The sequence below is a fragment of the Paucibacter sp. KCTC 42545 genome, from assembly GCF_001477625.1.
Lineage (GTDB): Bacteria > Pseudomonadota > Gammaproteobacteria > Burkholderiales > Burkholderiaceae_C > Paucibacter_A.
The window spans coordinates 2,357,797-2,383,271 of record NZ_CP013692.1; the positions used below are offsets into that span (position 1 = coordinate 2,357,797).

Annotated in this window: 21 protein-coding genes; 4 read left to right on the forward strand and 17 right to left on the reverse strand. The window is 63.1% G+C overall.

What is annotated here, in order from left to right:
* Positions 1-38: 38 nt before the first annotated feature.
* Positions 39-2,819, reverse strand: coding sequence for a TonB-dependent receptor (locus tag AT984_RS10370; protein ID WP_231741651.1), 2,781 nt, complete (start codon positions 2,817-2,819; stop codon positions 39-41).
* 496 nt (positions 2,820-3,315) lie between these two features.
* Positions 3,316-4,359 carry a glucokinase gene (gene glk / locus AT984_RS10375; protein ID WP_231741654.1) on the reverse strand — a complete coding sequence of 348 codons (1,044 nt, stop codon included), beginning with the start codon at positions 4,357-4,359 and terminating at the stop codon, positions 3,316-3,318.
* Positions 4,360-5,013: 654 nt separating this feature from the next.
* On the opposite strand from glk, the gene AT984_RS10380 reads away from it, so the two are divergent.
* Entirely contained in the window at positions 5,014-6,984 is a 1,971-nt protein-coding gene (locus AT984_RS10380; protein ID WP_058720033.1) for a glucokinase, read from the forward strand.
* A gap of 35 nt (positions 6,985-7,019) precedes the next feature.
* Here AT984_RS10380 and phnX read toward each other — a convergent pair whose 3' ends face one another.
* The 5 genes from phnX to AT984_RS10405 form a co-directional block, all read right to left on the reverse strand.
* Positions 7,020-7,829 carry a phosphonoacetaldehyde hydrolase gene (phnX, locus tag AT984_RS10385; RefSeq protein ID WP_058720034.1) on the reverse strand — a complete coding sequence of 270 codons (810 nt, stop codon included), beginning with the start codon at positions 7,827-7,829 and terminating at the stop codon, positions 7,020-7,022.
* 17 nt (positions 7,830-7,846) lie between these two features.
* Positions 7,847-8,980 carry a TIGR03364 family FAD-dependent oxidoreductase gene (locus AT984_RS10390; RefSeq protein WP_058720035.1) on the reverse strand — a complete coding sequence of 378 codons (1,134 nt, stop codon included), beginning with the start codon at positions 8,978-8,980 and terminating at the stop codon, positions 7,847-7,849.
* Between the two features lie 115 nt (positions 8,981-9,095).
* Positions 9,096-10,823, reverse strand: coding sequence for a putative 2-aminoethylphosphonate ABC transporter permease subunit (locus AT984_RS10395; RefSeq protein WP_082679936.1), 1,728 nt, complete (start codon positions 10,821-10,823; stop codon positions 9,096-9,098).
* Positions 10,820-11,923 carry an ABC transporter ATP-binding protein gene (locus AT984_RS10400; protein ID WP_058720036.1) on the reverse strand — a complete coding sequence of 368 codons (1,104 nt, stop codon included), beginning with the start codon at positions 11,921-11,923 and terminating at the stop codon, positions 10,820-10,822. Before AT984_RS10400 ends, AT984_RS10395 begins: the two co-directional genes overlap by 4 nt.
* A 164-nt stretch (positions 11,924-12,087) precedes the next feature.
* Positions 12,088-13,098, reverse strand: coding sequence for a putative 2-aminoethylphosphonate ABC transporter substrate-binding protein (locus tag AT984_RS10405; protein ID WP_231741755.1), 1,011 nt, complete (start codon positions 13,096-13,098; stop codon positions 12,088-12,090).
* A gap of 151 nt (positions 13,099-13,249) precedes the next feature.
* On the opposite strand from AT984_RS10405, the gene AT984_RS10410 reads away from it, so the two are divergent.
* Positions 13,250-14,110, forward strand: coding sequence for a LysR substrate-binding domain-containing protein (locus tag AT984_RS10410; RefSeq protein WP_058720038.1), 861 nt, complete (start codon positions 13,250-13,252; stop codon positions 14,108-14,110).
* Between the two features lie 120 nt (positions 14,111-14,230).
* On the forward strand, positions 14,231-14,803 hold the full coding sequence (locus tag AT984_RS10415; RefSeq protein ID WP_058720039.1) for a GGDEF domain-containing protein: 573 nt from the start codon (positions 14,231-14,233) through the stop codon (positions 14,801-14,803).
* A 29-nt stretch (positions 14,804-14,832) separates the two neighbouring features.
* On the opposite strand, the gene AT984_RS10420 is transcribed toward AT984_RS10415, so the two are convergent.
* Positions 14,833-16,143 carry an MATE family efflux transporter gene (locus AT984_RS10420; protein WP_231741756.1) on the reverse strand — a complete coding sequence of 437 codons (1,311 nt, stop codon included), beginning with the start codon at positions 16,141-16,143 and terminating at the stop codon, positions 14,833-14,835.
* 243 nt (positions 16,144-16,386) lie between these two features.
* Here AT984_RS10420 and AT984_RS10425 point away from each other — a divergent pair, with 243 nt between their 5' ends.
* Complete coding sequence (locus tag AT984_RS10425; RefSeq protein WP_058720040.1) at positions 16,387-16,728, forward strand: DUF6172 family protein; 342 nt, start codon at positions 16,387-16,389, stop codon at positions 16,726-16,728.
* A gap of 100 nt (positions 16,729-16,828) precedes the next feature.
* Here the strand turns inward: AT984_RS10425 and AT984_RS10430 are convergent, their stop codons facing one another.
* The 9 genes from AT984_RS10430 to AT984_RS10470 form a co-directional block, all read right to left on the reverse strand.
* On the reverse strand, positions 16,829-18,574 hold the full coding sequence (locus AT984_RS10430) for a diguanylate cyclase domain-containing protein (protein WP_058720041.1): 1,746 nt from the start codon (positions 18,572-18,574) through the stop codon (positions 16,829-16,831).
* The gene (locus AT984_RS10435) at positions 18,571-19,530 is read right to left on the reverse strand and encodes an extracellular solute-binding protein (RefSeq protein WP_197418297.1); all 960 of its coding nucleotides are present in this window, start codon (positions 19,528-19,530) and stop codon (positions 18,571-18,573) included. Before AT984_RS10435 ends, AT984_RS10430 begins: the two co-directional genes overlap by 4 nt.
* Before the next feature lie 317 nt (positions 19,531-19,847).
* Positions 19,848-21,023 (reverse strand): acyl-CoA dehydrogenase, encoded by a 1,176-nt coding sequence (locus tag AT984_RS10440; protein WP_058720043.1) that lies wholly within the window; start codon positions 21,021-21,023, stop codon positions 19,848-19,850.
* A 29-nt stretch (positions 21,024-21,052) separates the two neighbouring features.
* Positions 21,053-21,478: a RidA family protein gene (locus AT984_RS10445; protein ID WP_058720044.1), complete on the reverse strand. Its 426-nt coding sequence runs from the start codon at positions 21,476-21,478 to the stop codon at positions 21,053-21,055.
* Complete coding sequence (locus tag AT984_RS10450; protein ID WP_058722230.1) at positions 21,475-21,903, reverse strand: acyl-CoA thioesterase; 429 nt, start codon at positions 21,901-21,903, stop codon at positions 21,475-21,477. The genes AT984_RS10445 and AT984_RS10450 overlap by 4 nt, the downstream gene beginning before the upstream one ends.
* Positions 21,904-21,908: 5 nt before the next feature.
* Positions 21,909-22,619, reverse strand: coding sequence for an ABC transporter ATP-binding protein (locus AT984_RS10455; protein ID WP_442952177.1), 711 nt, complete (start codon positions 22,617-22,619; stop codon positions 21,909-21,911).
* Positions 22,616-23,386 carry an ABC transporter ATP-binding protein gene (locus AT984_RS10460; RefSeq protein WP_058720045.1) on the reverse strand — a complete coding sequence of 257 codons (771 nt, stop codon included), beginning with the start codon at positions 23,384-23,386 and terminating at the stop codon, positions 22,616-22,618. Before AT984_RS10460 ends, AT984_RS10455 begins: the two co-directional genes overlap by 4 nt.
* Positions 23,383-24,339, reverse strand: a complete 957-nt coding sequence (locus AT984_RS10465; protein WP_058722232.1) for a branched-chain amino acid ABC transporter permease — start codon at positions 24,337-24,339, stop codon at positions 23,383-23,385. The genes AT984_RS10460 and AT984_RS10465 overlap by 4 nt, the downstream gene beginning before the upstream one ends.
* 5 nt (positions 24,340-24,344) lie before the next feature.
* Complete coding sequence (locus AT984_RS10470) at positions 24,345-25,265, reverse strand: branched-chain amino acid ABC transporter permease (RefSeq protein WP_058720046.1); 921 nt, start codon at positions 25,263-25,265, stop codon at positions 24,345-24,347.
* Between the last annotated feature and the right edge of the window lie 210 nt (positions 25,266-25,475).

A 25,475-nucleotide genomic window follows, 5' to 3' on the forward strand; every position in this document is an offset into this window, starting at 1 on the left:
GGCTGGAGCAGCCGGCAGGGGTTTCGAACTTGCGGAACTTAGAACTTGTAGCTGGCGCCCAGCATCACGGAGCGGCCCCACTTCAGGTATTCCAACGGACGATCCTTGGTGCCGGCGTAGGTCTGGTACGCCGTGTCGCCCAGATTATTCACTTGCAATTGCAAGCCCAAGCCCTTCATCGCGCCGGTATTGAAGCTGTAGCCGATTTGCGCGTCGACGATGCTTTCACCCACCACATAGCGCAGGGTGCGGTTGCCGTTGAAGTTGCCGATTTCACCGATGAAGTCGGAACGCTTGCGCTGGCTGATGCGGAACTCGAAGCCGTCGGCCTCGTAGTAGGCCGTCAGGTTGTAGACCTGCTTGGACAGGCCCGGCAGGGTGATGTTGCCCGAACCCACGCTGCTGGCGCTATCCGGATCCTTGATCGCGATATTGCTGTCGGTGAAGCTGGCGCTGGCCACGATGCCAAAGCCCTTCAGCACTGGGCTGACCATTTGCAGAGGCAGCGAGGCTGACAGCTCGATACCTTGCAGACGGCCACCATTGCCGTTGTAAGGCGCGGTGTAGTCACCCTTGCTGGCGATGGTGGTGCCCGGAATCGGCTTGGCATCGGCGATATAGGCCGAGAAGTCGTAGTTCGGGTTGGTCTGGGTGTAGATATAGCTCTGCAGGTCTTTGTAGAAATAAGCGGCAGCCACATAAGCCTTGGTGCCGAAGTACTTCTCGTAAGACATGTCGAAAGCCACCGCACGCCAGGGGTCCAGGCGCGAGTTACCACCGCTGGCACCGGGCTTGCGCACACCGTTGACATCGGGGTTGTCGCCCACGCCGAACTCCAGGGCCGAGCGCAGCTGATCGACACGCGGACGTGCCACCTGCTTGGCCAGGGCCATGCGCACGGTCTGATCATCACTCAGGCCAAACACCAAGTTCATGCTGGGCAGCGCATCGGTGTAGGTCTTGCCATCAGTCACCGGCTTGGGGTTGGCGCCATCGGTCAAGCGAATGGCGGTGGAAGATTGGTCAGTGTGCTGAACTTGCACGCCCACATTGCCGCGCACCGAGATGCCGCCCCAGTTGGTGTCGATGTCACCCTTCAGGTAGCCGGTGGTGATCTTCTCGTTGACGTCCCAGGCCTTGGCCACCAGATAGGGGAAGGCGGTAGCGCTGGGCTTGAACGTCATGTATTTATCAACCGCGCCAGGCACATTCCAAGCAGGGATGTTGCCAACGCCGGCAAAGCCGAGGTCAACCTGACCGTACTGGAACTCGGAGCCGACGGCGGTTTCGCCTTGCGCGCCGAGATTGATATTGCCTTCAGGCTGGCGCTTTTTCTTGGAACGGTCGGCGTAGTTCAGGCCGAATTGCACTTCGGACAAGAAGGAGCTGGCGAAGGCCGGTGCCGGCAGGCTGCCACCGAACTTCAGGCTCTTGAGCTCGTCTTCCACGCTGGGCGTCTTGCCGTAGCCGGAGCCGTAAATCGTGCCGCGCAGCAGCAGCTTGCTCGGATCCGAATAGCTCAGGCTGGGGTTCAGGGTGGAGAAGCCACCGCTCACCACATTGAGCTTGAGGGTGTCCAGCGGTGCCGTTGTCGCATTGCTCGGCGGCAGTTGCAAATTGTTTTCGAGATTCAGCTCTTCACGCGTGGCCTTGGAGTAGCTGGCATCGGCCAGCCAGTTCACGCCAGCGGCCTTGAACTTATTGTTCCAGCCCAGCGCGTTGATCTTGTCCTCGCGCTTGTTGTACATGCCGCGCACCAGCGGGTAGAGGCCGCTGATCGTGCCGCCGCCGAAAGTGCCGTTGGCATTGATGATCGGCGAAGTCACGTTCAGGCCCGGCGTAAAGCCGCCGTTGTAGCCGCTCAGGTTGACTTCGAATTGGTTGGCCGTGTCTTCTTGCTTGGCCTGGGTGTGATACAGATCAATCACACTGCTCCAGTCGGCCGAAGGGCGGAACTCGATCGTGGCCATCAAGCCATCACGCTTGGTCACGCCGGTGCGGCGCAGGGCCTTGATACCGTCCGAGTAATAGGTGCCGTCGGCCACGCCAGGACGCCAGCCGGTCTTGATCTGCTGCCAGGGCTCGTACAGGCCGACCTGGTTTTCCTGCACCGGGGTCTCAAGGTGGGCATAGCCCAGCACGACGCCGATGGTGCGGTTGGCAAACTGGTCGATATAGCTGGCGCTCAAACGATTGCCGCGGTCCGAGGAATTCGCCGCCTTGCCCAGGGAGTTCTGCGACACGCGGGCGCCGATGGAAACCACGCGGCTGCCGAAGTTCAGCGGGCGAACGGTTTGCATGTCCAGCGTGCCGGACAAGCCTTGGCCGATCAAGCCTGCGTCGGGCGTCTTGTAAACGGTCACGCCGCTCAGCAGCTCGGACGGAAACTGGTCGAACTCGACGCTGCGGTTGTCACCGGTGCTGACCATCTCGCGGCCGTTCAGCAAGCTGGTGGCGAAGTCGGGCGACAAGCCGCGCACGCTGATCACTTGGGCGCGACCCGCCGCGCGCTGGGCCGACAGGCCTGGCAAACGGGCGATGGACTCAGCGATGCTGTTGTCGGGCAACTTGCCGATGTCTTCGGCGGAAACGGCTTCGACGATGGAGTCGGAGTTCTTCTTCACCGAGATGGCCGCTTCGATACCCTTGCGGATGCCGGTGACGGTGACGGTTTCCAGCTTTTCGGAGCTGGCGGCTTGCTGGGCAAATGCGCCCGCGGCCATCATCAAGACGGCGCAGCCAATGGCGACTTGCTTGACTTGGAAGGTTTCGCGCTGCTGGGCCTTGGCCTGCATTCGCTTCTCTGTGGAAGTATTCATGTTCAATGTCTCCTCAAGCTCTCTCTGGAACAACAAGGTGGCCCACGCAAGCAGCCACTACCGGTCGCTAGGGGGTTGAGAACTCAATGTCTCAAGCGCATTTGTACCAAAACTAGATATTCTTCGTGCAAACGTAAACCCTAGACGTTGCATTACTACGACCAAATTTCGTCATAGTTCACTCGTTTTATCAGGGTTAATACGTAGAATTTGCGCATTTTTCAAGCAATAAAACCACTTCAAGACCAATTTCAGCCAAAAGCTATGTACTTCAACTACAGTCAAATTTGACATGAAGTACAAGGCAAAGCCAAGCCTCCCAGCCCCACAAAAAGACAAAGCCGCCGAACCTTGGGGAGTTCGGCGGCTTTGATGGATTTAACGGCTTGGGCGGCTTTGGCAGCCTAGGCGGCTACGGCTGCCTCAGCAGGTTTAACAACACGAGCCGCACGCGGATCAACTTCCGGCAGCCCGAACTAGTCATTCACTCAATCACTCAGTCACCCAGCTGCTCAATCGCCGCCGCAGCGCCGGTCAGTGCCGCCAGGGTATCGGTGATCAAGGCTGTCGGGATCGCAGCCAGATAAGTCTGGAAACGCCCCTTGGCCTCAAAGCGCTCACGAAAGCGCGAGGCAAAAAATCGCTCACCCAGGCGCGGCACGATGCCGCCGCCGATATAGACGCCGCCACGCGCCCCCAGGATCAGCGCCACATTACCGGCAAAGCTGCCGAGCAAGGCGCAAAAGCTGTCCAGCGTTTGTGCGCACAGGGGATCCTCGCCAGACAAGCCGCGCGCCACAATCTGCTCCGAACTCAAGGCCAGCGGCACGTGGGCCTGTTCGCCTTGCTTGCCTTGCGCACCCTGCACACTCATCACAGCCACCACTGCCGCATGAAGCACCGGCAAGCCGATGCCCGACAACAAGCGTTCGGCCGACACATGCGCATACTGCGTGCGCACATGCGCCAGCAAGGCGCTTTCAAAGTCATCCGCAGCCGACAAACTGGCATGCCCACCTTCGCAAGGCAAAGCAATCCAGCCCTGGGGCGTCGGCGTCACTCCGGCCACGCCCAGGCCGGTGCCCGGGCCGATCACCGCCATGGTCGCGGCAGCCGAGGCCGGCAAATAAGGCTGAACCGCATCACCCGCCACCCACGCACGCAACTGCCCATCACCCAAGTGCGGCAAGGACAAGGCCAGGGCCTCAAAGTCGTTCAAGACCAGCAAGGGCGACACACGCAAATCCTGCTGCACCTGGCGCCGCGAGAAACTCCAGTGGCTATTGGTCAGCTCCACCTGATCGCCAGCGACGGCCGTGGCCACCGCAAAAGCCGCCGAACTCGGGCGCAGTGACGCATCGCCAAGCTGCTGCCGCAGGCCATGCAGATAGGCATTCGCCGCTGCCACCGGGCCACTATGCTCGCGCACCGGCAAGACCGTGACATGGCTGACTGGCGCATGCCGCGCCGCAAGCCAGCCGAAGCGCGCATTGGTGCCGCCGATATCGGCCACCAAGCAGGGGTAGAGGGCGCCGCTCACCAAGCCAAGCTCCCGCCACGCACCCACCCACCACCACCCCGCGGCAGCTGAGGCAGTGATTCAAACAATAGTCGTTGTAGGGCTTGCACGTTCTTTTCTTATCTTTTCCAAAGTTCCCAGGGCTCGGTCGCTAGGCGCAAGACCGGATGGCAGGCCAGCCACCAAGATCAGCCTTAAATCAAGCGACAGCGAGTAGCCAGCCAGCAAGCACCAGTTCGCTCGCCACACCTTCCGCGGGCGCCTAGGGCCGCAACAGGGCCAGAAGGTAGCAAAACTACACGCTCAACGCAATAGATAGTTCCCAAGGTCTTGCGCCAATATGGCCGGCCGATATCAGGCCTGAACTGCCCACTGGCGGGCAATTTCTCTGAAACAGTGACAAAACTTGAGGAGGTGGGCGCTCGGATCGGCGTAAAAAAGGGTCGCCAGCGGCCAACGAAGCGCCCCAGATCGCCAAGTACAACTGTAGTCAAGCTACATCATTTACATGCCTAGACGCACTTGCGGGCAATGCTCAGGTCGTGGCAAGCTTGGCTACAGGCTCGGCTAGGCGGGAGGGCCGCCACAAGCGCGCCGCATAATGCAGCGCCAAACGCTCAAGCTTGCCCGGGCTTGCTCTCTTTTTCCACCTCGCGCCCATTGCCAGACACAGACATGTCGCTCAAGTCAAACTTTGACAGCCCACGCTTGATTGCCGATATCGGCGGCACCTATGCGCGCTTCGCGGTGGAGCTAGCCCCGGGCAATTTCAGCCAGATCGCTTCCTTGCGTTGCGCCGACTTTGCCGACTTCTATGCGGCGGTCAGCACTTATCTGAATGGCTTGACACCCGTGGGCGCGGCTGGCTCGACGGGAGTAAATGCCAGCCATAGCCAGCACGGCATCCTGCATGCAGCCATCGCCATCGCCTACCCGGTTGAAGGCGATCAGGTGCGCATGACCAATTACCACTGGCAGTTCTCCATCGAGGAAATGCGCCAGCGCCTAGGCCTGGAAACCCTGGTGGTGGTGAATGACTTCACTGCCCTGGCCATGGCCCTGCCCAAGCTGGGCCCGGCCGATGTGCGCCAGATCGGCGGCGGCGAGGCCCGCATGCCCAGCGTGATCGGCCTGCTGGGCTCGGGCTCGGGCCTGGGTGTGTCGGGCCTGATCCCGGCGGCAGAAGGCTGGATCGCCCTGGGCACCGAAGGCGGCCACACCAATTTCGCCCCACGTGACGAGCGTGAAATCGCCATCCTGCGCCACGCTTGGCGGCAGTTCGAGCATGTCTCTTTTGAGCGCTTGCTGTCGGGCCCCGGCATCGAGTTGATTTACCGCGCCCTGGCCGAGCATGGCGGCGTGGCGGCAGAAGATTTGCAAGCCCCCGAAATCACCCAACGTGCCCTGGACCACCAAGACCCGCTGTGCGCTGAAACCCTGGATGTGTTTTGCGCCCTGCTGGGCACGGCCGCCTCCAACCTTGCAGTAACCTTGGGCGCGCTGGGCGGCGTCTATATCGGCGGCGGCATCGTGCCGCGCTTGGGCGAGTATTTCGACAAGTCCCTATTCCGCGCCCGCTTCGAGGACAAAGGCCGCTTCCACGACTATGTGGCCGCCATCCCCACCTTTGTGATCACGGCGGAGCACGCCACCTTCAAGGGAGCCTCGGCGATTCTGCAAGCGCAGCTGAAGACCCTGGAGGCCACGCCGGGCTCGGCGATTCTGGGCCAGATCCGGCGCGCCTGCGCCGAGTTGTCACCGGCCGAATTGCGGGTGGCCGAGCATGTGCTGGCCCATCCGCGCGATGTGCTGGGCGCGCCGATTGTGGAGATCGCCCGCGCGGCAGAAGTCAGCCAACCCACGGTGATCCGCTTTTGCCGCTCGCTCGGTTGCGAAGGCTTGTCGGACTTCAAGCTGCGCCTGGCCTCGGGGCTGACCGGCACCGTGCCTGTCACCCACACCCAGGTCAATCTGGATGACTCGATGGTGGAGCTGGGCGCCAAGGTGCTGGGCAATACCGCCTCGGCGATTTTGCAAGTGCGCAGCCAACTCAACCGCGAGATGATCGACCGCGCCATCGACCTGCTGCTGGGCGCTGGCCATATCGAGTTCTATGCCGTCGGCCATTACGGCGTGGTGGCACAGGACGCGCAGTTCAAGTTCCTGCGCTTTGGCATGTCCAGCGCGGCCTACACCGACACCCGCTTGCAAGCCCTGGCGGTCAATGTGCTCAAACCGCGCGATGTGGTGGTCATCATCAGCAACGGCGGGCGCCTGCAGGAGTTGCTGGAAGTGGCCGACAAAGCGCATGAGCGCGGGGCCTATGTGGTGGCCATCACCGCCAGCCAGTCCCCACTGGCACGCAAGGCGGATGCGGCCTTGATCGTGGATCATGTCGAAGACGTGGCCACCCATCTGCCCATGATCAGCCGAATCTTGCACCTGCTGGTGATCGACATCCTGGCCGTCGGTGTGGCCATGCGCCGCAACCCCGAGGGCGTGGAAATGCTCTCGCGCCTGGCGCAGGATGCGCTGGACGAGAAAGACTCGGCACGACCCGCCGGCCAGAGCCCACGCGCCCAGCGCACCGCGCCGGGCGTCACCCTGGCCTCACCGCTGGCCAAGCTGACTTCGCACAGCCGCTGATCAGGTCATTCACCTGATTCAGCTGATCCAGCGGATCAAGCTGGCTTGACGCCACCGGCCGCCAAGCCGGCAATCTGCGCCAGCACGCCAGGCAACTGGCTCACCCCGTCGATGACGAAATGGGCGCCGCCGGCGTACAGCTCAGCGCTGGCCCGGGCGCGCAATTCGGCTTGCTCATGCTCCGTCAATGCCTGCCACTGCGCTTCGCTCAAGCCCAGCGTATTGCCGGTCACCGCCAGGCCCACCACCCAGCAGCCGATGGCGCGGCCCTCTTGCAAGCCGGGCACCGTGTCATCCACCTTCACCACGCTGGCTGGCGGCCACACGCCCAGATCGGCCAGGGTCTTGACCATCATCAGAGGGCCAGGTCTTGCCGAGGGCATATCGCCGGCGCAGACCAGGTTGTCTGGCACATAGCCCTGCGCCGCCGCCAACGGTGCCAGCACCTCCATGATGGGGCGGTTGTAGCCCGTGGTTGAGCCGATCTTGAGCCCCTGCTCGCGCAAGGCTTGCACCACCTCCAACGCGCCCGGAATCAGCGTGGCATGCTGGCTGACGCTGGCCATATTCATGGGCGTGAAGACCTCGTAGAGCTCGTCGCAATCGGCGTCGCTGAAAGCTCGGCCGTGCACGCGGGCCCATTCCGCCGCAATGCGCGGGGCATTACCCAGGGCATGGATGTGGTCCCACTTGGCCAACCCCATGGGCACGCGGGCTTCATCAATGCTGATGTTCACGCCATAGCGCGCGAACAGCTGCACAAAAGCGCCCATGGGCGCTTGGCTGCCGTAGTCCAGCATGGTGCCGGCCCAGTCGAACACCACTGCTTGTAGTTTGTTGCTCATCTTGTTCGCTCCAAAAGTTACCAGGCCGCAAAAACCTCTTCGGCCAAACCAAAAGCCGTGCTGGCCCCGGTGCCGCTGCTGATGGTGACGGCGCGGGTCAGTGCATCGGGCGCTTCCACCAGGCAGGGCTCGGTGGCCGAGGAGGGGTAGGTGCCCACCCAGCGCTCGATCACCTGGGCTTCGCGCAGATGCAAGGCCTCACGCAGATGGCGCAGGATCAAATCGTCCACCGCTTCGTTAGCGAAGGGCGGCAGCACCGGGCCGTAGTGGTGCGAATCCCCCACCACCAAACTGCCGTCAGCGCTTTGCACCACGATCAAGTGGATGCCATGGGCCAGGCTCTCGCCCTCCTCCGCTTGCAAGCGCGCCCGCAGGGCTTGCGCCTCGGGCAGCTCGGAATAGCCTTCATAACGCACCAGGCTCAGCTCACCCATCACCGACGCCGGCAGCTTGAAGCCCGCTTCGGGCCGCACCCGCAGCATTTGCAGCTGGCACAGGCGCAGTTGGTGCGGAACCCAGCGCTCGGCAAACAAGCCGTGGAGTTCGGCGCCCGTGCACACCACCACCCGCTCGGCGCGGTACTCGCCCCGCGAGCTTTGCACATGCGGGGTCTGCAGCGCCAGCACGCTTTCGCCAAAGCGGAACTCCACGCCGTAAGTGCTGGCCAACCAGCGGGCCAAGAGCGGAATCGCCTCGCGCGACTCGACCCGCAATTCATGCGGGCTGTAGAGCACCCGCCCAGGCACCTGGCCCGAACCATTCCCCAAGCGCAGTGCCGGCGCGCGTGCGCAGGCTTCCGCCTCGCTCAAAAGCTCGCATTGCTGGGCCATCTCGGTGCGCATGAACGCTTCCTGCACGGCTTGCGCCTCGGGCCTTTGCGCGGCCAGATACAGGCCGCGGTGCTGTACCTCAATGCCCGCCAGCGGCGCCACATCCGCCCAAACCTGGCGCGAACGCATGGCACGCGCCCAGCTGGCGCCGGCCTTTTGCCCGGTCACCGTGACAAAGCCGAAGTTGCGGATCGAGGCGCCGATGCACGCGGCATCCCGCTCCAGCACCACCACCTTGAGCCCGCGCTTGGCGGCGGCATAAGCATGGGCCAGGCCAACGATGCCGGCGCCGACCACCAGTAAGTCACATGTCTTGCTCATTCCAGTTCTCAACTCCAAAAGAAAAGATTGCGCTCCGTCGGCGCGACAAACGCGCAGGCTCAAGGGATGGGCGGGCTGCAAATGCCGACCTGCCCACTCCGCCCGTTCAGCCGATTCAGCGCGCCCGCCAGCGCTGCGTCTTGTTGATCAGCAGCCGCTCCAGGCCCGCCAACACCAGGCGGCCCAAGGCCGCAGTTGCGAAGATCAGCACCGCCATCGCGGCCGCCGGTCCGATATCGCCCGCGTCATCCATGGCCAGCACGGCCACCGAGGCCAAAGTGGTTTCTGGCGAATACAAAAACACCACCGCCGAGACCGTGGTCAGCGCATTGACGAAGAAGTAGCCCGCCACCTGCACCAACGTCGGCAGGCTGACCGGCAGATGCACCCGCAACAAGGTCTTCCAGAAAGGCACACCCATGCTCTCGGCCACCAGTTCGTACTCGCGGTCCAGCGAGCGCAGCGCCGTTAGCTGGGTCAGATGCGCCACCGAAAAGAAATGCGCCGTGGTGCAGATCACCAGCAAACCCAGCGAACCGTAGAGGAAGTGCAGTGGGTTCCAGGCCGCGTTGAAAAACAAGATATAGCCCAGGCCAAGCGCCAAGCCCGGTACTGCCATTGGCAAGCCAGCCAGCCCGGCCAACAGGCCGCGCGCGGCGGCAAACTGGCGCGGCTTTTCCACCAGATAGGCACTCAAGAAACTCAAGCCCGTGCCCAGCAGCGCGGTTCCCAAGGCCAGTTTGAGCGAATTGAAGTAGCTGGCCCAACCACCGCCGTCCATCAGATCAAACTGGTAGTTACGCAGCGAAGGCTGCAGCTGATAGGGCCAATAGGTGGCCAGCGAGGCAAACACCGCCACGCCCATCACCAAGAGCAGCGCGCCGGCCACCAAGCTGCAGTACAGCAGCATGGCGCGGTCCAGCAAGGGCGCAGGCTTAGGCGAATACGGCACGGCGCGCAGGCCCAGGCTGGCGCTTTGCGAGGCGCGCAGGCGCTGCTCCACCCAGAAAGCCAGCAGGGCGGGCAGCAGCAGCACCAAGGCCACCACCGCGCCCATTTGCAGCTTTTGCTGACCGATCACCTGTTTGTAGATGTCGGTGGCCAGCACCTGGGTGTTACCGCCAATCACCTTGGGCACGCCAAAGTCGGTGATCACCAGCACAAACACCAGCATGAAGGCCATCACCAGGCCGTAGCGGCTGGCCGGCAGCGTCACCGTGCGGAACACCCGCCAGGGGCTGGCACCCAGGCTGGCAGCGGCCTCGTACAAGCGCCCGTCGCTGCTGGCCAAGGCCGTCAACAAGACCAGCAAGGCGTGCGGAAATGTCCACAACACCGAGCCGGTGACGATGCCAAAAGGCCCGTAAGCACTCAGGCCCGGCAGCCAGCCTTTGAGCAAGCCCTGGTTGCCGAACAGGTAAATCAGGCTGATGGCCATCAGCAGCGAGGGCGCCAGCACCGGCACCAAGGCCACCGCACGAAAGAAGCGCCGCCCTGGCATGCAGGTCTGCGTCAAGGCAAAGGCATAGCCATAGGCCAAGCTCACGCAAATCAGCGCACTCAGCACAGACAGCCACAAGCTGTTGAACAAGGAACGGCCCACATTCGGGCTGCTGAGGTAGGCCAGATGATTGGCCAAGCCGCTGAACTGGCCTTTGTCATCAAAGAAGCTCATGCCGCCCAGGGCGGCCACCGGCAAGCCCACGGCCACCAGCAAACTGAGCAAACTGAGGGCCAGCAGCACACGCAGCAGCAGGCGCTCAAACGAGCCTCCTGACCAGCTTGAAGTTCGTGGTGCAGCCACGGCCCCAAAACTCAGTTTCGCCACCGCATCGCTGCTCATGCCACCCGCCGCATCGACAAGGGTTGAGCCAGGGCATGAATCGCCGCCGCCGGAATGTCCAGCAAGACGTGACCCTGCAGCCAGGCGGGCAGCGTGGCGTCGCGCGGCGTGGCCAACTCGGCCTCGATCACATCGTCCGCTCCGCAAGCCTCGCAGTGCAAACGCACGAGGGTGCAAGGGCCGAGGAAGACGGTTTCCAGCACCTTGGCACGCAAGGTGTTCACGGCATCACTGGCGATGCCCACGGAGCCGTGCAGCTCAGCAGGCCGCAGCGTGATCGCCTCAGGCCGCAAACCCAGCAGCACCGGGCTGCCAGTCTTGAATTCATGGGTGTCGCACTGCAGTTCCTGCGTGCCCACCCGCGCCCGGCCCGCCGCCACCACCAGGGCTTGCAGCAGATTCATGCGGCCAACGAAACCGGCCGCAAACGGGCTGACCGGGCGCGCATACAGCGCTTGCGGGCTGCCCTGCTGCTCGACCTGGCCCTGGTGCATCAGCACCACCCGGTCAGACATGGACAAGGCCTCATCCTGGTCATGCGTCACCATCAAGGTGGTGATGCCCAACTGCTTTTGCAGGCGCCGGATCTCGCTGCGCAAGCCGACGCGCACCTGGGCGTCCAGGGCCGACAGCGGCTCGTCCAGCAGCAAGAGTGCTGGCTTGGGCGCCAGCGCCCGCGCCAAGGCGACGCGCTGCTGCTGCCCGCCCGACAGCTGGGCCGGGAACTTATTGGCCTGCTCGGCCAGGCCGACCAGATCCAGCATCTCAAGCGCGCGGGCCTGGCGATCACGCCGCGCCAAATCCTGCAAACCGTAAGCCACGTTCTGCGCCACGCTCAAATTGGGGAACAGGGCATAGCTCTGAAACACCACGCCAAAGCGGCGCTGCGAAGCGGCTTGTTGGGTGATGTCTTGGCCGCCCAGGCTGATGCTGCCGGTGTCCGGCGTCTCGATGCCGCACAAGATGCGCAAGAGCGTGGTCTTGCCGCAGCCCGATGGTCCCAGCAAGCTGATGAACTCGCCAGCGGCCACGTCCAGCGCGATGCCGCGCAGCACGGGCTGCGCGCCGTAGCGCTTGCTGATGTGTTTGATTGAGAGCATATGGGTCAGAGGGGTCCGAGATGGCCGGGGTATAGCGAGGCCCAAGCCCAGCTCTTCATTCAGTCAGTGGGGGCTGAGCTGGCCGAGTTCAGCAGGTCCAAGCCCAAGTCTCCAGCCAGTGGGGTCGGAGCTCGCTGAATACAGCGAGGTCCAACCCCAGGTCATTACCTTTTCGGTTCTGCCTTGGCTTCGTACCGGCGCGCCCACTCGGTCAGGATGCGTTCGCGGTTATTGGCGGCCCAGACAAAGTCGTTCTTCACCAGCAGCTTCTCGATGTCGGCCGGCACATACTCCAGGCGCTCTTGCACTTGCGGCAGGGCCAGCACGGCAAAGTTGGCGGCGTAGAGCTCATTGGCCTTGCGGGTCACGGCCCAATCGGCCAAGGCCTTGGCGGCGTCTTGCTTCTTGCTGCTCTTGAAGATGGCAGTAGCCTCCACATCCCAGCCCAAGCCTTCCTTGGGGAAGATGATGTCGATGGGGGCGCCATCTTTCTTGGTCTTGTTGGCGCGGTAGTCGAAGGACAGGCCGACCGGGAATTCGCCCGCGCCGGCTTGGCGGCAAGGCTTGGAGCCGCTGTGGGTGTAGACACCCACGTTTTGGTGCAGCGCATCCATGAAGGCCCAGCCCTTGGCCTCGCCCATGCTTTGCAGCCAAGCCGACACCATCAAAAATCCGGTGCCGCTGGAGGCGGGATGGGGCATGGTGATCGTGCCCTTATAGGCCGGCAGGGTCAGGTCTTGCCAGCTAACAGGCTTGGGCAGCTTGCGCTTGTCGGCTTCGACGGTATTGAAGCAGACGGCCGAGGACCACAAGTCCATGCCCACCCACGTTGGATGGATTTGCGGGTCACGCATATTGGCGCGCACCTGGGCCAGGCCCTTGGGGGCATAGGGCTGCAGCAGGCCCTCTTTGTCCAGCAGCATCAGCGAAGTGGCGGCCAGGCCCCACACCGCATCGGCTTGCGGGTTGGCCTTCTCGGCCAGCAGGCGGGCGGTGATGATGCCGGTGCTATCGCGCACAAACTTCAGCTCGATGCTGGGGTTGTCTTGCTCGAAGGCGGTCTTGTAGGCCTTGATCTGGTCAGCTTCCAGGGCCGAGTACACCAGCAGCTCGGTTTTGCCCTGGGCCTGGGCCGTGCCGCCAGCCAAGCTCAGCAGGCTCAGCACGGTCAACATCAGGGGCTTGATCAACAGTTTGCGCATCTTGACTCCGGTAGTGAGGGGGACGAATAGGCGAAACTGTAGAGATGGCACATGAAAGCACCGCGTCAACGGGCGCAAATATGACAAAGCCGGTATTGGCAAACTTGTGGCGGCGGGTCTTGCCATGCTGGTGACTCAGCTCAAGTCCTTTTTCATCGTCGCCCGCCTGGGCAGCGTCACTCTGGCCGCCAAGCAGCTCGGCCTGAGCCAACCCACGGTGACGACGCAGATCCGCGCCCTGGAAGAGCATTACGGCATCGAGCTGTTTCACCGCAGCAGCGGCCGCTTGGTGATCAGCGATGCCGGCGTGCGCCTACTACCCCTGGTGGACCAGTTGCTGCAGCAAGAAATCGATGTGGAATTCGCCCTGCGCAATGCCGGCGAGCCGCAGCACGGCAGCCTGCGCCTGGGCGCCACCGCGCCCTACTATTTGCTGGACATCGTGCAGCGCTATCACCAGCGCTTCCCGCAGGTGGAAATCAGCGTGGCCGCCGGCAACTCGCGGCAGATGATCGCCACCTTGCTGGAGTACCAGGTTGATCTGGCCACCTCTTCCCAGCTGGAAACCGACCCACGGCTGTTCCGCCTGGAGCTGGGCGCCGACCCCTTGGTGCTGCTGCTGCACGCGCAGCACCCGCTGGCCCAGATGGACGCGGTGCCGCTGGCGGCCCTGGCCGACTGCATGCTGCTGACGCGTGAACGCGGTTCAACCACCCGGCAGATGAGCGAGCAGATGCTCAGCGAGGCCGGTGTGCAGCCCCGCGCCAGCATGGAAATCGCCAGCCGCGAGGCCTTGCGGGAAGCCGTGCTGCGGCAGATGGGCGTCAGCATCTTCGCCCGCAGCGAGGTCAGCACGCACCCGCTGCTGTGTAGTCGGCCCTTCGTTGAGCCGGCGCCGGTGCTGCCGGAATATCTGTACTGCCTGAAAGACCGCCGCAACGCCCGGTTGATCGCGAGTTTTCTGGCCGAATACCAGGCGCAATGAGCCCTCTGTTTGACTTGTCGCAAGGAGTAATAAGCCCGGGAAAAGGAGTAGAGCAAGCTCACCATTTCCTGCTGGCCAAGCTGCATACTACGGACACAAACACTCTCAGCGGAGACCTCGATGCCCAAGCTTGTTGCCGAGAAGATTGAACTGAGCGGTCTGTTGGACCGCGCCGCCCTGCAGAGTACGCTGGAGCGGGCGGCGAGCAAAGCCATTGCCGATGCCCAAGCCCTGGCCGTGCTGACCATCGATGTGGATCATTTCAAGGACTACCAAGACGCCAAGGGCCTGCCCCAGGCCGAAGCCACGCTGCTGAACCTGGCCAAATTCCTGCAAACCCAGCTGCCCAGCGGCGCCACCTTGGCCCATCTGGGGGCCGACGCCTTTGTGCTGGTGCTGCCGGGCCGCGATATCGCCGCTGCCCTGGAGTGCGCCGAAACCTTGCGCCTGGCCGTGCAAGCCGAATTGGCCGGGCTGGACAGCCCTACGCCGCTGACCATTTCACTCGGCGTGGCCGCCAGCCCCGCTGGCAATAACTGGACCGCACGCGGCCTGCTCTCGCTGGCCGATACGCGCATGACCTTCGCCAAGAAGCGCCTGCTGCCGCACCACAACCACACCTGGGCCGGCACCCTGCCCTCGGACTGGTATGCGCGCATGGACATTCAACCCGGGGCTTGGCCTAGTCTGTAAAGCAGCTTTGGCGGCGGGCTGAACGGGGTTCACCCCCGCGCGGCCCGCAGTCGGCTATGCACCGCCCTGGCATGCGGCACCCACGCCAGGGTGGCCCAGCGCCGCCACATCAGCAGCCCACGCAGCCACTCATCCGCCGCGTAGGCGATCCACAAGCCCGGTAAACCCAGGCCGAAATAGGAGCCCAGCAGCCAACTGCCCCCTGCCAAGACCAGCACCATGGACGCCGCCCCGGCCATAACCGGGTAACGCGCATCGCCCGTGGCCCGCAAAGCGTTGATCACCACCAAGTTGAAGGTGCGGCCCGGCTCCAGCAGCACGGTGATCCACAACAAGCTCACGCCCAGATCGATGATGGTCGCGTCCTGGGTAAAAAAGCCGAGCAGCCAGCGCCCGCTCAAGGCCGCCGCCAGCGCCACCAGGGTGCTGACCACCAAGCCACGCGCCAAGGCCTTGCGCACCAGTCGATGCGCTTCGTGCAGAGCGCCCGCGCCGATCATGTGCCCCACCACGATCTCGGCCGCAAAGCCCGTGGCCAAGCCAAACATCAGCACGCCATACATCAGCTGCAAGGTATACGCTTGGGTGGCCAAGGCGGCTGCGCCCATCGTCGCCGCCACGCCAACGGTCACCAGAAAGCTCAGGCGATAGGCGATGTTCTCGGCCGCTGCCGGCAGGCCGATGTGTAGCACCGCCGCCAGCGGCGCACGCGGCAAACGCCACCAATCCGACAACTGCGGCCGCAGCCCCAGATGCGCCCGCCACAACCACAGCAGCAAACCCAGGCCCAGCAAGCGGCTGATCAGCAAAGCCAGGGCAAAGCCGGGCAGGCCCAGCGCCGGCACAGGCCCCCAGCCCGACATCAAGGGCACAGCCAGGGCCAGATGGCTGGACTGCATCAGCACGATCACCGCCAAGGCCGCACGGCTGTGCAGATGCGCGCGCAAAACACTGCTCATCGAGGCCAGCCAAGCGTCCAGCAACATCGCGGGTGCCAAACACTGCAAAAAGACGGTGGCCAAAGGCAATACTTCGGCCGGCGCTTGCAGCAAACGCAGCAGCGGCTCGGCAAACAGCAAGGCAGCCAAGGAGACGGGCACCCCCATCCAAGTACCGGCACCGAGCACGGCACGTGCCACCCGGTCGGCTTCGGCGCGTTGCCCGGCGCCCAGGCTTTGCGTGATCACCACGCTGACGCCCGCGCCAATGATGCGAAACAAGATGAACAAGGTTGCCGAGAGCTGATTGGCCAGCGCAAAGGCGCCGCCCGCCGCGTCCGACACCCGCCCCGCCAGGGCCGTACACACCATGCCCACGGCGATGCCTAGCCACAGCTCCATGAACAAGGGCCAAGCCAGAGGGAAAAGGCGTGGGGCGGGATGGGTCGGTCGATGAGGCGTTCGGTGGGGCATGGCAGGCAGCACGCCTCTGGTCAACAAGCGCGAAAGCGCATGGAAAGGGGAGCAATTCGAGGGCGCATTCTCCCCGAGAAGCCCGGCCGACGCAGTCGCCTCGCCACAAAACCCGGAATGCGGGGACAATCAGCCCCTTACCTGCATTACTCTCTTATTGGAAAGCTCGCCTTGAAAAAGACTTATCAGCTGCGCATCGAAGGCAAAAACCCCGACCGCCTCCTCGAAGCCATCAAGTTCGAGATCCGCAAATACATCAAGCGCGAACAAGGCAAGGCCCTGCCCAAAGGCTTTGACATCTGGGACTTTGATTGCCACATCGGCGCCGACGAATCCTCGGCCCAGGTGACCCATCCGGCCGAGATCAACCCCGCCATTGACGACGTTGTCAAAACCGGCGCCACGTCCTTCTACATTGCGTTGACGGCCAAGCCGGCGCAGCGCCGCCCGCGCCAAGCCCCTACCCTGATCCCGCGCAACGGTGGCGAAGCGGACGACGCGCTGGACGACTGATTCAGCCCGGCAGTTGGGCAGTTGGGCAGTTGGGCAGTTGGGCAGTTGGGGATCATGCCCATGCAGGCAATGAACACAGGCCCAGGCCCGGTCTAGCCACTCAGACTTGGCTGGGGGAATAGAACCTCACCCCGCCCTGCCCCACGGCCTTGGCCTCGTACATGGCCTTGTCGGCCTTGGCCATGATCTCCGCACGGGTCTGGCCGTCCTCCGGGAAGCGGCCGATGCCGATGCTGGCACCCAATTGCAGCTGATGGCCTTCGTAGGCGATGGGCGCGGTCAGGCAAGCCAGCAGCTTTTCCGCAATGGCCGCCACATGCTCCATCTGGGTCTGCGAGTCCAGCAGCACCACAAACTCATCACCGCCCAGGCGCGCCACGGTGTCAGCCTCGCGCATCATGCCGAGCAATCGCCCGGCCACGATCTTCAAGACCGCGTCGCCGGCATCATGGCCGAAGCGATCGTTCAGCTGCTTGAAACGATCCAGGTCGATGAAGAGCACGCAGACCCGCCCACCATGCCGCCGGGCATGTGCGCAGGCGGTGTCGAGCCGGTCTTCCAGCAAACGCCGATTGGGCAGGCCGGTCAGCATGTCATGCTGAGCAAGGTGCTCCAAGGCCTCTTGCTTACGCATCAAATCGGCCAGTTGCTCCTTGATCTGCTCTTGCATCTGCGCAAAGTTGCGCGCCAGGCTGCCGATCTCATCTTTGCGGGTCAAGGGCAAAGCACCGGCCGGCAATCCAAGCGCAAAGCGCTGTGCGGCAGCGCTGACCGCATTGATCGGGCGGGTGAAGGCGCGCGCCAGGCCGATCGCCAGCAGCAGGCAGAGCAGGCACAGCACCGCCACGATTTGCAGGGTGCTCAGCGCCAGCTCCCGGGTCCGGCCCAGCACATCATCCAGCGGCTGGGCCAGGCCCAGAACCATGCGCCCGTCACTGGAACGCACCCGAATATCATGGACGATGAAGGCCGCGACGATGGGTTCCAGCGCATGCGCGCCCTCACTGGCCTCGAACACCGCCTGGATGCTGGCGTCAGAGATCAGCTCGGTCAGCCTGGGCATTTCATCTTGAATCAATTGACGCTGGCCGCGATCAAAACCAAAGGTTTTTTGCGCGTCCGGGTGAATCAAGATGTCACCCTCGCCGTTGGCCAAAAAGACTTGGTAGCTGGGAGGCAAGTCGGCCTTGAGCATGGAGAACATGCCGTTCAGGTCTAGATTCACCACCACCAGGCCTAAGGCAGCGGCTGCGTTGTTGTCGGCATTGCCTGCCACCCGCACCGGCATGGCCAGCTGCAAAGTGGGCTTGTCCTGACCCGCATTGGCACCGCGCTCGTGATTGATGCTGATGCGTGACAAATAGGTCTCGCCAGCGGCGAGCTTCAAGGTGTCGGCCACATAGTCGTAGTGGCCCTTTTCCTGCAAATCAGGGCCCTGCACACGCTGCAAGCTGCCGTCTCGCCGGTCCACCCGCACCCGCTCCAGGCCGTAGTCATTGGCCGAGATCAGGCGCAGCTGGAAGTAAGCGGGGTTGGCGCCCATGAACTGCGCGAACAAAGTGGCCACCTGATCTGCCGCCGCCAAGTCACCCGGCTTGAGCAAGGCCTGCACCGCGGCCGGGTGGCTGCTCATCACCAAAAGGTGGCGGCTGATTTCCTCGCGACTCACCGCGATGCGGCGTGATAGCACCCGGGTCGATGTCAGCAGTTCTTGCTTGGCCGTGTTGACCAACATATCGCGGCTGGCTTCATAGGCATAAAAGCCCGTCAGGCCGGCGGCCAGCACGCCCACGGCGGCCAGCAACAAGCCCAGCTTGACGGCGATGCCTTGCGCCCAGACTTTCATGGCTCCAGCACCTTGGCCAGGCGATCGCCCGAGATGATGCGAGCCCACAGCTGATTGCGCCGCTCTTCGCTTTCCACCGGCTCCAGCCACAAGAGCTTGTCATCCGCCCGATAGTCCTTGGACGCCATCATGGCGCTGCCCAGGCCTTGGCTGCTGCCCAGCATGCGGCTGGTTTCGTCTTCCAGCATATGGTTGATCCAGGCATGCGCGAGTTTGCTATCTGGCACCCCGGCACTGACAACCCAGCAGTCCAGCCAGGCCAAGGCCCCTTCCTTCGGAATCACATAGGCCGCATCCACGCCAGCTTCTTGCAACTCCAACAATTGCTGGCGCCCAAAATTGGCAAACATCAGCGCAGCTTGGCGGCGCTTGAACAGCGCCACCGATTCATCCGGCTGGGTATAAAAGCCGCCCGCATTGCGGCGCAAGGCGATCAATTGCTCAACCGCCGGCGCCCAATTCGCTGTGCTCAAGGTAAAAGGATTGCCCAGCCCTAAGCGCAGCGCGGCCAAACTGAAGTTATGGGTGCCGCCGTTATAGGCAATGACACGACCCCGGTAACGCGCATCCCACAGGTCAGCGATGGAATCTGGCGCGCGCTGAACCTGGCTGCGGTCATAGATGAGACCCATTTCCGCATATGCGAAGGGCACACCGAAGAACGCGCCGTTGACGCTCAAGCCAGGCAGGGCATTGTTCTGACGAAAACGCGGCAGTTGCCGCGCAAGATTCGGGATCAAATCAGGGCTGATGGGCTGCACCAGCCCGGCGCGCCGGTAGCGCCTGAGCTCTGCGGTATTGACCGCAAAAACATCGAAATCCCGGCCCCTGTTGGCATTCATCTTCTGCCACAAATCGACGTCGGAATCGATCACCGTCAGCACGACCTGCACGCCGCTGCGCCGCTCAAAGCTGCGCATGACCTCAGGATCGACATAGCCGGGCCATGCCAGCACGCGCAGACGCTTTTTGTCTGCCGCCCATGCTGGCGCAGCGCCGGACAAGGCCGTGGCACCAAGGACCCCACAAAAACTACGACGCTGCCACATGAGCTGAATTCACAAATTTGCGCTGCGGCGAGGCCTCAAGCAAAGCTTGAAAAGCCTTCCAAAAATCGAAGCTCCGATCTTGCGCGCTGCCAAGGGTATTTCACCGCATCGGCCGGGCACAAAATCATTATTCGATACTTTTTGCACACACAAAAAGCAACTCAATCCACCTGGCGGCCGTACTTGCCTGCAGCTCGGCAGGCAAAACACGGCCCCTCAGTCGCTTAAAACGCAGCAATCCCCGTCATCGCGCGGCCCAAAATCAGGGCGTGAATGTCGTGGGTGCCCTCGTAGGTGTTGACCACCTCCAGGTTGACCAGATGGCGGGCGATGCCGAACTCGTCGCTGATGCCATTGCCACCCAGCATGTCGCGCGCGGTGCGGGCGATGTCCAGGCTCTTGCCGCAGCTATTGCGCTTCATGATGGAGGTGATCTCCACCGCGGCCGTGCCTTCGTCCTTCATGCGGCCCAGGCGCAAGCAGCCCTGCAGGCCCAGGGTGATCTCGGTCTGCATATCGGCCAGCTTCTTCTGCACCAACTGGTTCGCAGCCAGGGGCTTGCCGAATTGCTTGCGGTCCAGGGTGTATTGGCGAGCCTTGTGCCAGCAGTCTTCAGCCGCACCCAGCGCGCCCCAAGCGATGCCATAGCGCGCGCTGTTCAAGCAGGTGAAAGGGCCTTTCAAACCACGCACCTCGGGGAAGGCGTTTTCCTCGGGGCAGAACACCTCGTCCATGACGATTTCGCCGGTGATGGAGGCACGCAAGCCCACCTTGCCGTGGATGGCCGGGGCGCTCAGGCCCTTCCAGCCCTTCTCCAGCACGAAGCCGCGGATGGCGCCTTCATCGTCCTTGGCCCAGACCACAAACACATCGGCCACCGGGCTGTTGGTGATCCACATCTTGCTGCCGGTGAGGCTGTAGCCGCCCGCCACCTTCTTGGCCCGCGTGACCATGGAGCCGGGGTCGGAGCCGTGATTGGGTTCGGTCAGGCCGAAGCAGCCAATCCACTCACCCGTGGCCAGCTTGGGCAAATACTTCTGCTTGGTCGCTTCGTTGCCGAAGTCGTTGATGGGCACCATCACCAGCGAGCTTTGCACGCTCATCATCGAGCGGTAGCCGGAGTCCACCCGCTCTACCTCGCGGGCGATCAGGCCGTAGGCCACATAGTTGAGACCGGGGCCGCCGTACTCGGGCGCGATGGTGGGGCCCAGCAGGCCGATCTCACCCATCTCGCGGAAGATGGCCAGATCGGTGCGCTCGTGGCGGAAGGCCTCCAGCACGCGCGGCGCCAGGCGTTCCTGGCAATAAGCAGCCGCGGCATCGCGGATCATGCGTTCGTCGTCGCTCAGCTGCTCATTCAAGAGCAGCGGGTCGTCCCAGTGAAAAGAAGCTTTGCTCATTTTTTGTCTCCAAGAATCTGCATCGTAATTCAGGCCGCGTCGAGCGCCGGCGCCACCGCCGTGACCTCGACTTCCACTTTGGCGCGATCCTCCATCAGCGCCACCACCTGCACCGCGCTCATGGCGATTTGGTAGTCGCTGCCCAAAACCTCGCGGTAGACCTGGCCCAGCTCGCGGCCGCGCGCCAGGTACTCGCGCTTGTCGATCACATACCAGGTCATGCGGGTGATGTGTGCGGGCAAGGCGCCGGCCTCGGCCAGCACGGCGCGAATGTTCAGCAAGGCCTGGCGCACCTGCGCAATGAAGTCATCGCTCTCGAACTGGCAAGCGGCATTCCAGCCGATCTGGCCGGCCACGAAAATCTGCCGCCCGCTGGCCACCACGCCATTGGCATAGCCGCGCGGTGCAGCCCAACCAGCCGGCTGCAAGACTTGTTTGTGCGTGTTTGTTGTCATGTGTTTACTGCTCCTAGCGCGCGGCTCAAGGCCTCGCGCAAATCATCGGGAAAGGGGGTGGGTTTGTGGGTCAGCAAGGAGGTGCAGACCAGCACCTGCGCGAAGCGTACCCGCAGGCCATCGGTGCCGGCGAATTCAATCGCCAGGCTCAGCGAGGTGCGGCCCAATTTGACGATTTGAATGCGCTGCGTCAACCAATCGCCCATGCGGCTGACGCGCTGAAAGTCCGCACTCAAATGCACGCTGGGCATGCCGACACGGCGCGGGCCCAGCAGCTGCGCATAGTCGACCTGCAGGCCTTGGGTGAACCAGTCTTCAACCAGGGCATTGAGCATTTCAAAGTAGCGCGGGTAGAAGACGATGCCGGCCGGGTCGCAATGACCGAAGCGCACCAACTCACGCCGCTCAAAAACAAAGTTAGTCACCAGCGTCATACTCCAAGGTATCGGTGCCACAGCGCGTGGTCGGCATCCAGCGCGGCCGAGTCCCCCTGCCACACCATTTGCCCACGCTCCAGAATGTGATGCCGATCCGCCAGGCGAATCAGGCGCTTGACGTATTTGTCCACCACCAGAATTGTCTGCCCGGCTTCACGCAAAACCTGAAGGCAGCGCCAAATTTCCTCGCGAATCAGCGGCGCCAAGCCTTCGGTGGCCTCATCGAGAATCATCAGGCGCGGATTGGTCACCAAGGCCCGGCCGATGGCCAGCATTTGCTGCTCACCGCCCGAGAGCTGATTGCCCATATTCGACGCGCGCTCGCGCAGGCGCGGGAACAACTCGAACACCCGCTCCACGCCCCAAGGTTCAGCTGCGCCACTGCGATTGGCCGCAAAAGCCTGCAAATGCTCACGCACCGAAAGATTGGGAAACACCTGCCGGCCTTCTGGCACGATGGCCAGGCCTAAGCGCGCGATGCGGTCGGCCGACCAGCCGTTGATGACTTCACCGCAAAAGCGGATCTGCCCGGCCTGCGGCTTCATCCATCCGGTCAGGCAGCGCAGCGTGGTGCTTTTGCCCATGCCGTTGCGACCCAGCAGCGTCACCACCTCGCCGGCCTGCACGGACAAGTCAAGGCCGAACAAAACCTGGCTGCTACCGTAGGCGGCCTCCAGGCCGCTGACTTCCAGCAAGCTGCTCACAGCGCCGCCTCCATCTCTTCATCGCCCAGATAGGCTTTTTTGACCTCGGGGTGGGCGCGAATTTCATCCGGCGTGCCGCTGGCAATGACCCGGCCGAACACCAGGGTAGAGATGCGATCGGCCAGACGGAACACCGCGTCCATATCGTGTTCCACCAGCAGCAGGGTCACCTCTTGCCGCAGCGATTGCAGCAGCACGACCATGCGCTCCGACTCGTCCGGCCCCATGCCGGCCATGGGCTCGTCCAGCAAGAGCAAGCGCGGCCGTGCCGCCAGGGCCAGGCCTAGCTCCAGCTGCCGCTGCTCGCCGTGCCCAAGAGAGCCGGCTTGGCGCTGCGCCTGTGCGGCCAGGCCGATGCGCACCAGCAAGTCCTGGGCTTCGGCGCGCAGCGCCTTGTCGGCCGCGGCTTTGCGCCACAAGATGGGCCAGCCGGGCCGGCGCGCCTGAACGGCCAGGCAGAGGTTGTCCAACACGCTGAAGCTTTTGAAGATGCTGGTGATCTGATAAGAGCGCACAAGGCCGGCCCGCACCCGCGCGGCCATGGGCATGAGGGTCAGGTCTTGCCCGGCGAAGAGAATGCGGCCAGCATCGGGCTTGAGCGCCCCTGAGATTTGATGGATCAAAGTGGTTTTGCCGGCACCATTTGGTCCGATCAAGGCATGCACCTCGCCGGCCTTGACCTCGAAGCTGGCGTGGTCGGTGGCCGCCAGGGCGCCGAAGCGCTTGACCAAGCCCTCCACCTTCAGCAGCGGCTGCGCGTCAGTCATTTCTCTTCCTTCCGCGGCCGAGCGAAGCTGCCGGCCAGGCCCTTGGGCGCAAACAAGACCACCAACAAGAGCAAGAGCCCCAGCACCATCTGCCAGTGCAAGGTGTAGCCAGAAAGCACTTCTTCCAGCAGCAACAACACCGCCGCACCCAAGACCCCGCCCCACAAAGCCCCGGCGCCGCCGAGGATCAGCATGATGAGCAACTGCCCCGACTGCGACCAATGCAGCATATGCGGCGTAACCAGACCGTTCAGATTGGCCAGCAATGCACCCGCCAAGCCAGCCAAGGCACCCGCCAGCACAAAGGCCTGCCACTGCACGGCGAACACCGGGCTGCCGACGGCGGCCATGCGCTGTTCGTTCTCCTTGATGCCTTGCAAGAGTTGACCGAAGGGCGAATTGACCCAGCGCTGCAAGGCCGCCATCACCAACGCGCCCAAAGCCAAAATCAGCCAGTAGAACTGCGCATCGTTTTGCAAATCCAAGCCTGGGGCCAGGGAGCGCTGCGGCAGCGGCATGCCGTCTTCGCCGCCATAAGCCTTTAGGGAGACCATGAGGTAGTAAAACATCTGGGCGAATGCCAGGGTGATCATGATGAAGTACACGCCCCGGGTACGCAGACTGATGGCGCCGATCAAGGCCGCCGCCAGCGCGCTGACCGCCATGGCCAGCGGCCAGGCGATCCAGGCCTGCACCACGCCCGCCTCGGCCAAGATGCCCACGGTGTAGGCCCCAAGGCCCACAAAAGCCGCATGGCCAAAGCTGACCATGCCGCCGAATCCCAAGATCAGGTTCAGGCTGGAAGCAGCGATGGCGAAGATCAGCACCCTGCTCATCACGCCCAGGTAGAACTCCATGCCCAGGGCGGTGAGTAGCGGCGGCAAAGCGGCCAGCAAGAGCAAAAGGCCATAAGCCCAAACACCCAGGCCGCGATGATGAAGCGATTGACTCATGGCGCTCATCCCCGCGCCGGGAACAAGCCCGCCGGTTTCCAAAACAAGACCGCCGCCATCAGCACATAGATCAGGATGGACGCCAGCGCCGGGCCCAGATTGCTGGCGACCTCGGCCGACGCCACCTGGCGCAGCAAGGCCGGCAGCAAAGCGCGGCTGCAGGTATCTACCAGGCCAACAGCCAAAGCCCCCACCAACGCACCGCGGATAGAGCCGATGCCGCCGATGACGATCACCACAAAAGCCAGGATCAGAATGCTCTCACCCATACCCACCTGAACTGCCAACAAAGGCCCCAGCAACGAGCCGGCCAAAGCACACAGTGCCGCGCCAAAGCCAAACACCAGGGTGAACAAACGGCCGGTATTGACACCCATGGCCATGGCCATGGGCCGGTTCGATGCCCCCGCCCTCACCCACATGCCAATGCGGGTTCGCGTCACCAACACAAACAGCAGCAAAGCCACCGCGAGGCCGACGCCGATGATGAGTAAGCGGTAGGCGGGATACAGCAGACCGGGTAACAATTCCACCGGGCCAGACAAAGCCGCCGGCGTGTTGAGCATCATGGGCTGTTCACCCCAGATCATGCGCACGCCTTCATTGCAGATCAGGATCAAGGCGAAAGTGGCCAAGACTTGGGACAGGTGGTCGCGCTGATAGAGCCGACGCAAAAGCGTCAACTCCAGCAACATGCCAAACAGCGCCGTGCCCACCAGAGCCGCCAGCACCGCTAGCGCAAAAGAGCCGGTAGCCTGCGCCGTGGCGGCGGCCAGATAGGCTCCCACCATATAGAGCGAGCCATGGGCCAGATTGATCATGTCCATGATGCCGAACACCAGCGTCAGGCCGGCAGCCAGCAAGAACAACATCAGGCCAAACTGCAGGCCGTTGAGGGCCTGCTCGGTGATCAAAATCCAGTCCATTGCGTCCTATTCAATTGAAGATCGCTTGCTGTTTTCGCCGTGCATACAGACATGCCGCTTGTTTGGCTGCTTCGCATAGCGAAGTCAAGGAGGAGGCGAAGGCCGCAGGCCGGAGCCGGGGGACATGAGCGGCGCGAAGTAGGCAAACAAGCAAGCACGCCACCCCGCACCATCTCTGACGCGAACTCAGGGGAACAGACGGGCGCTGCC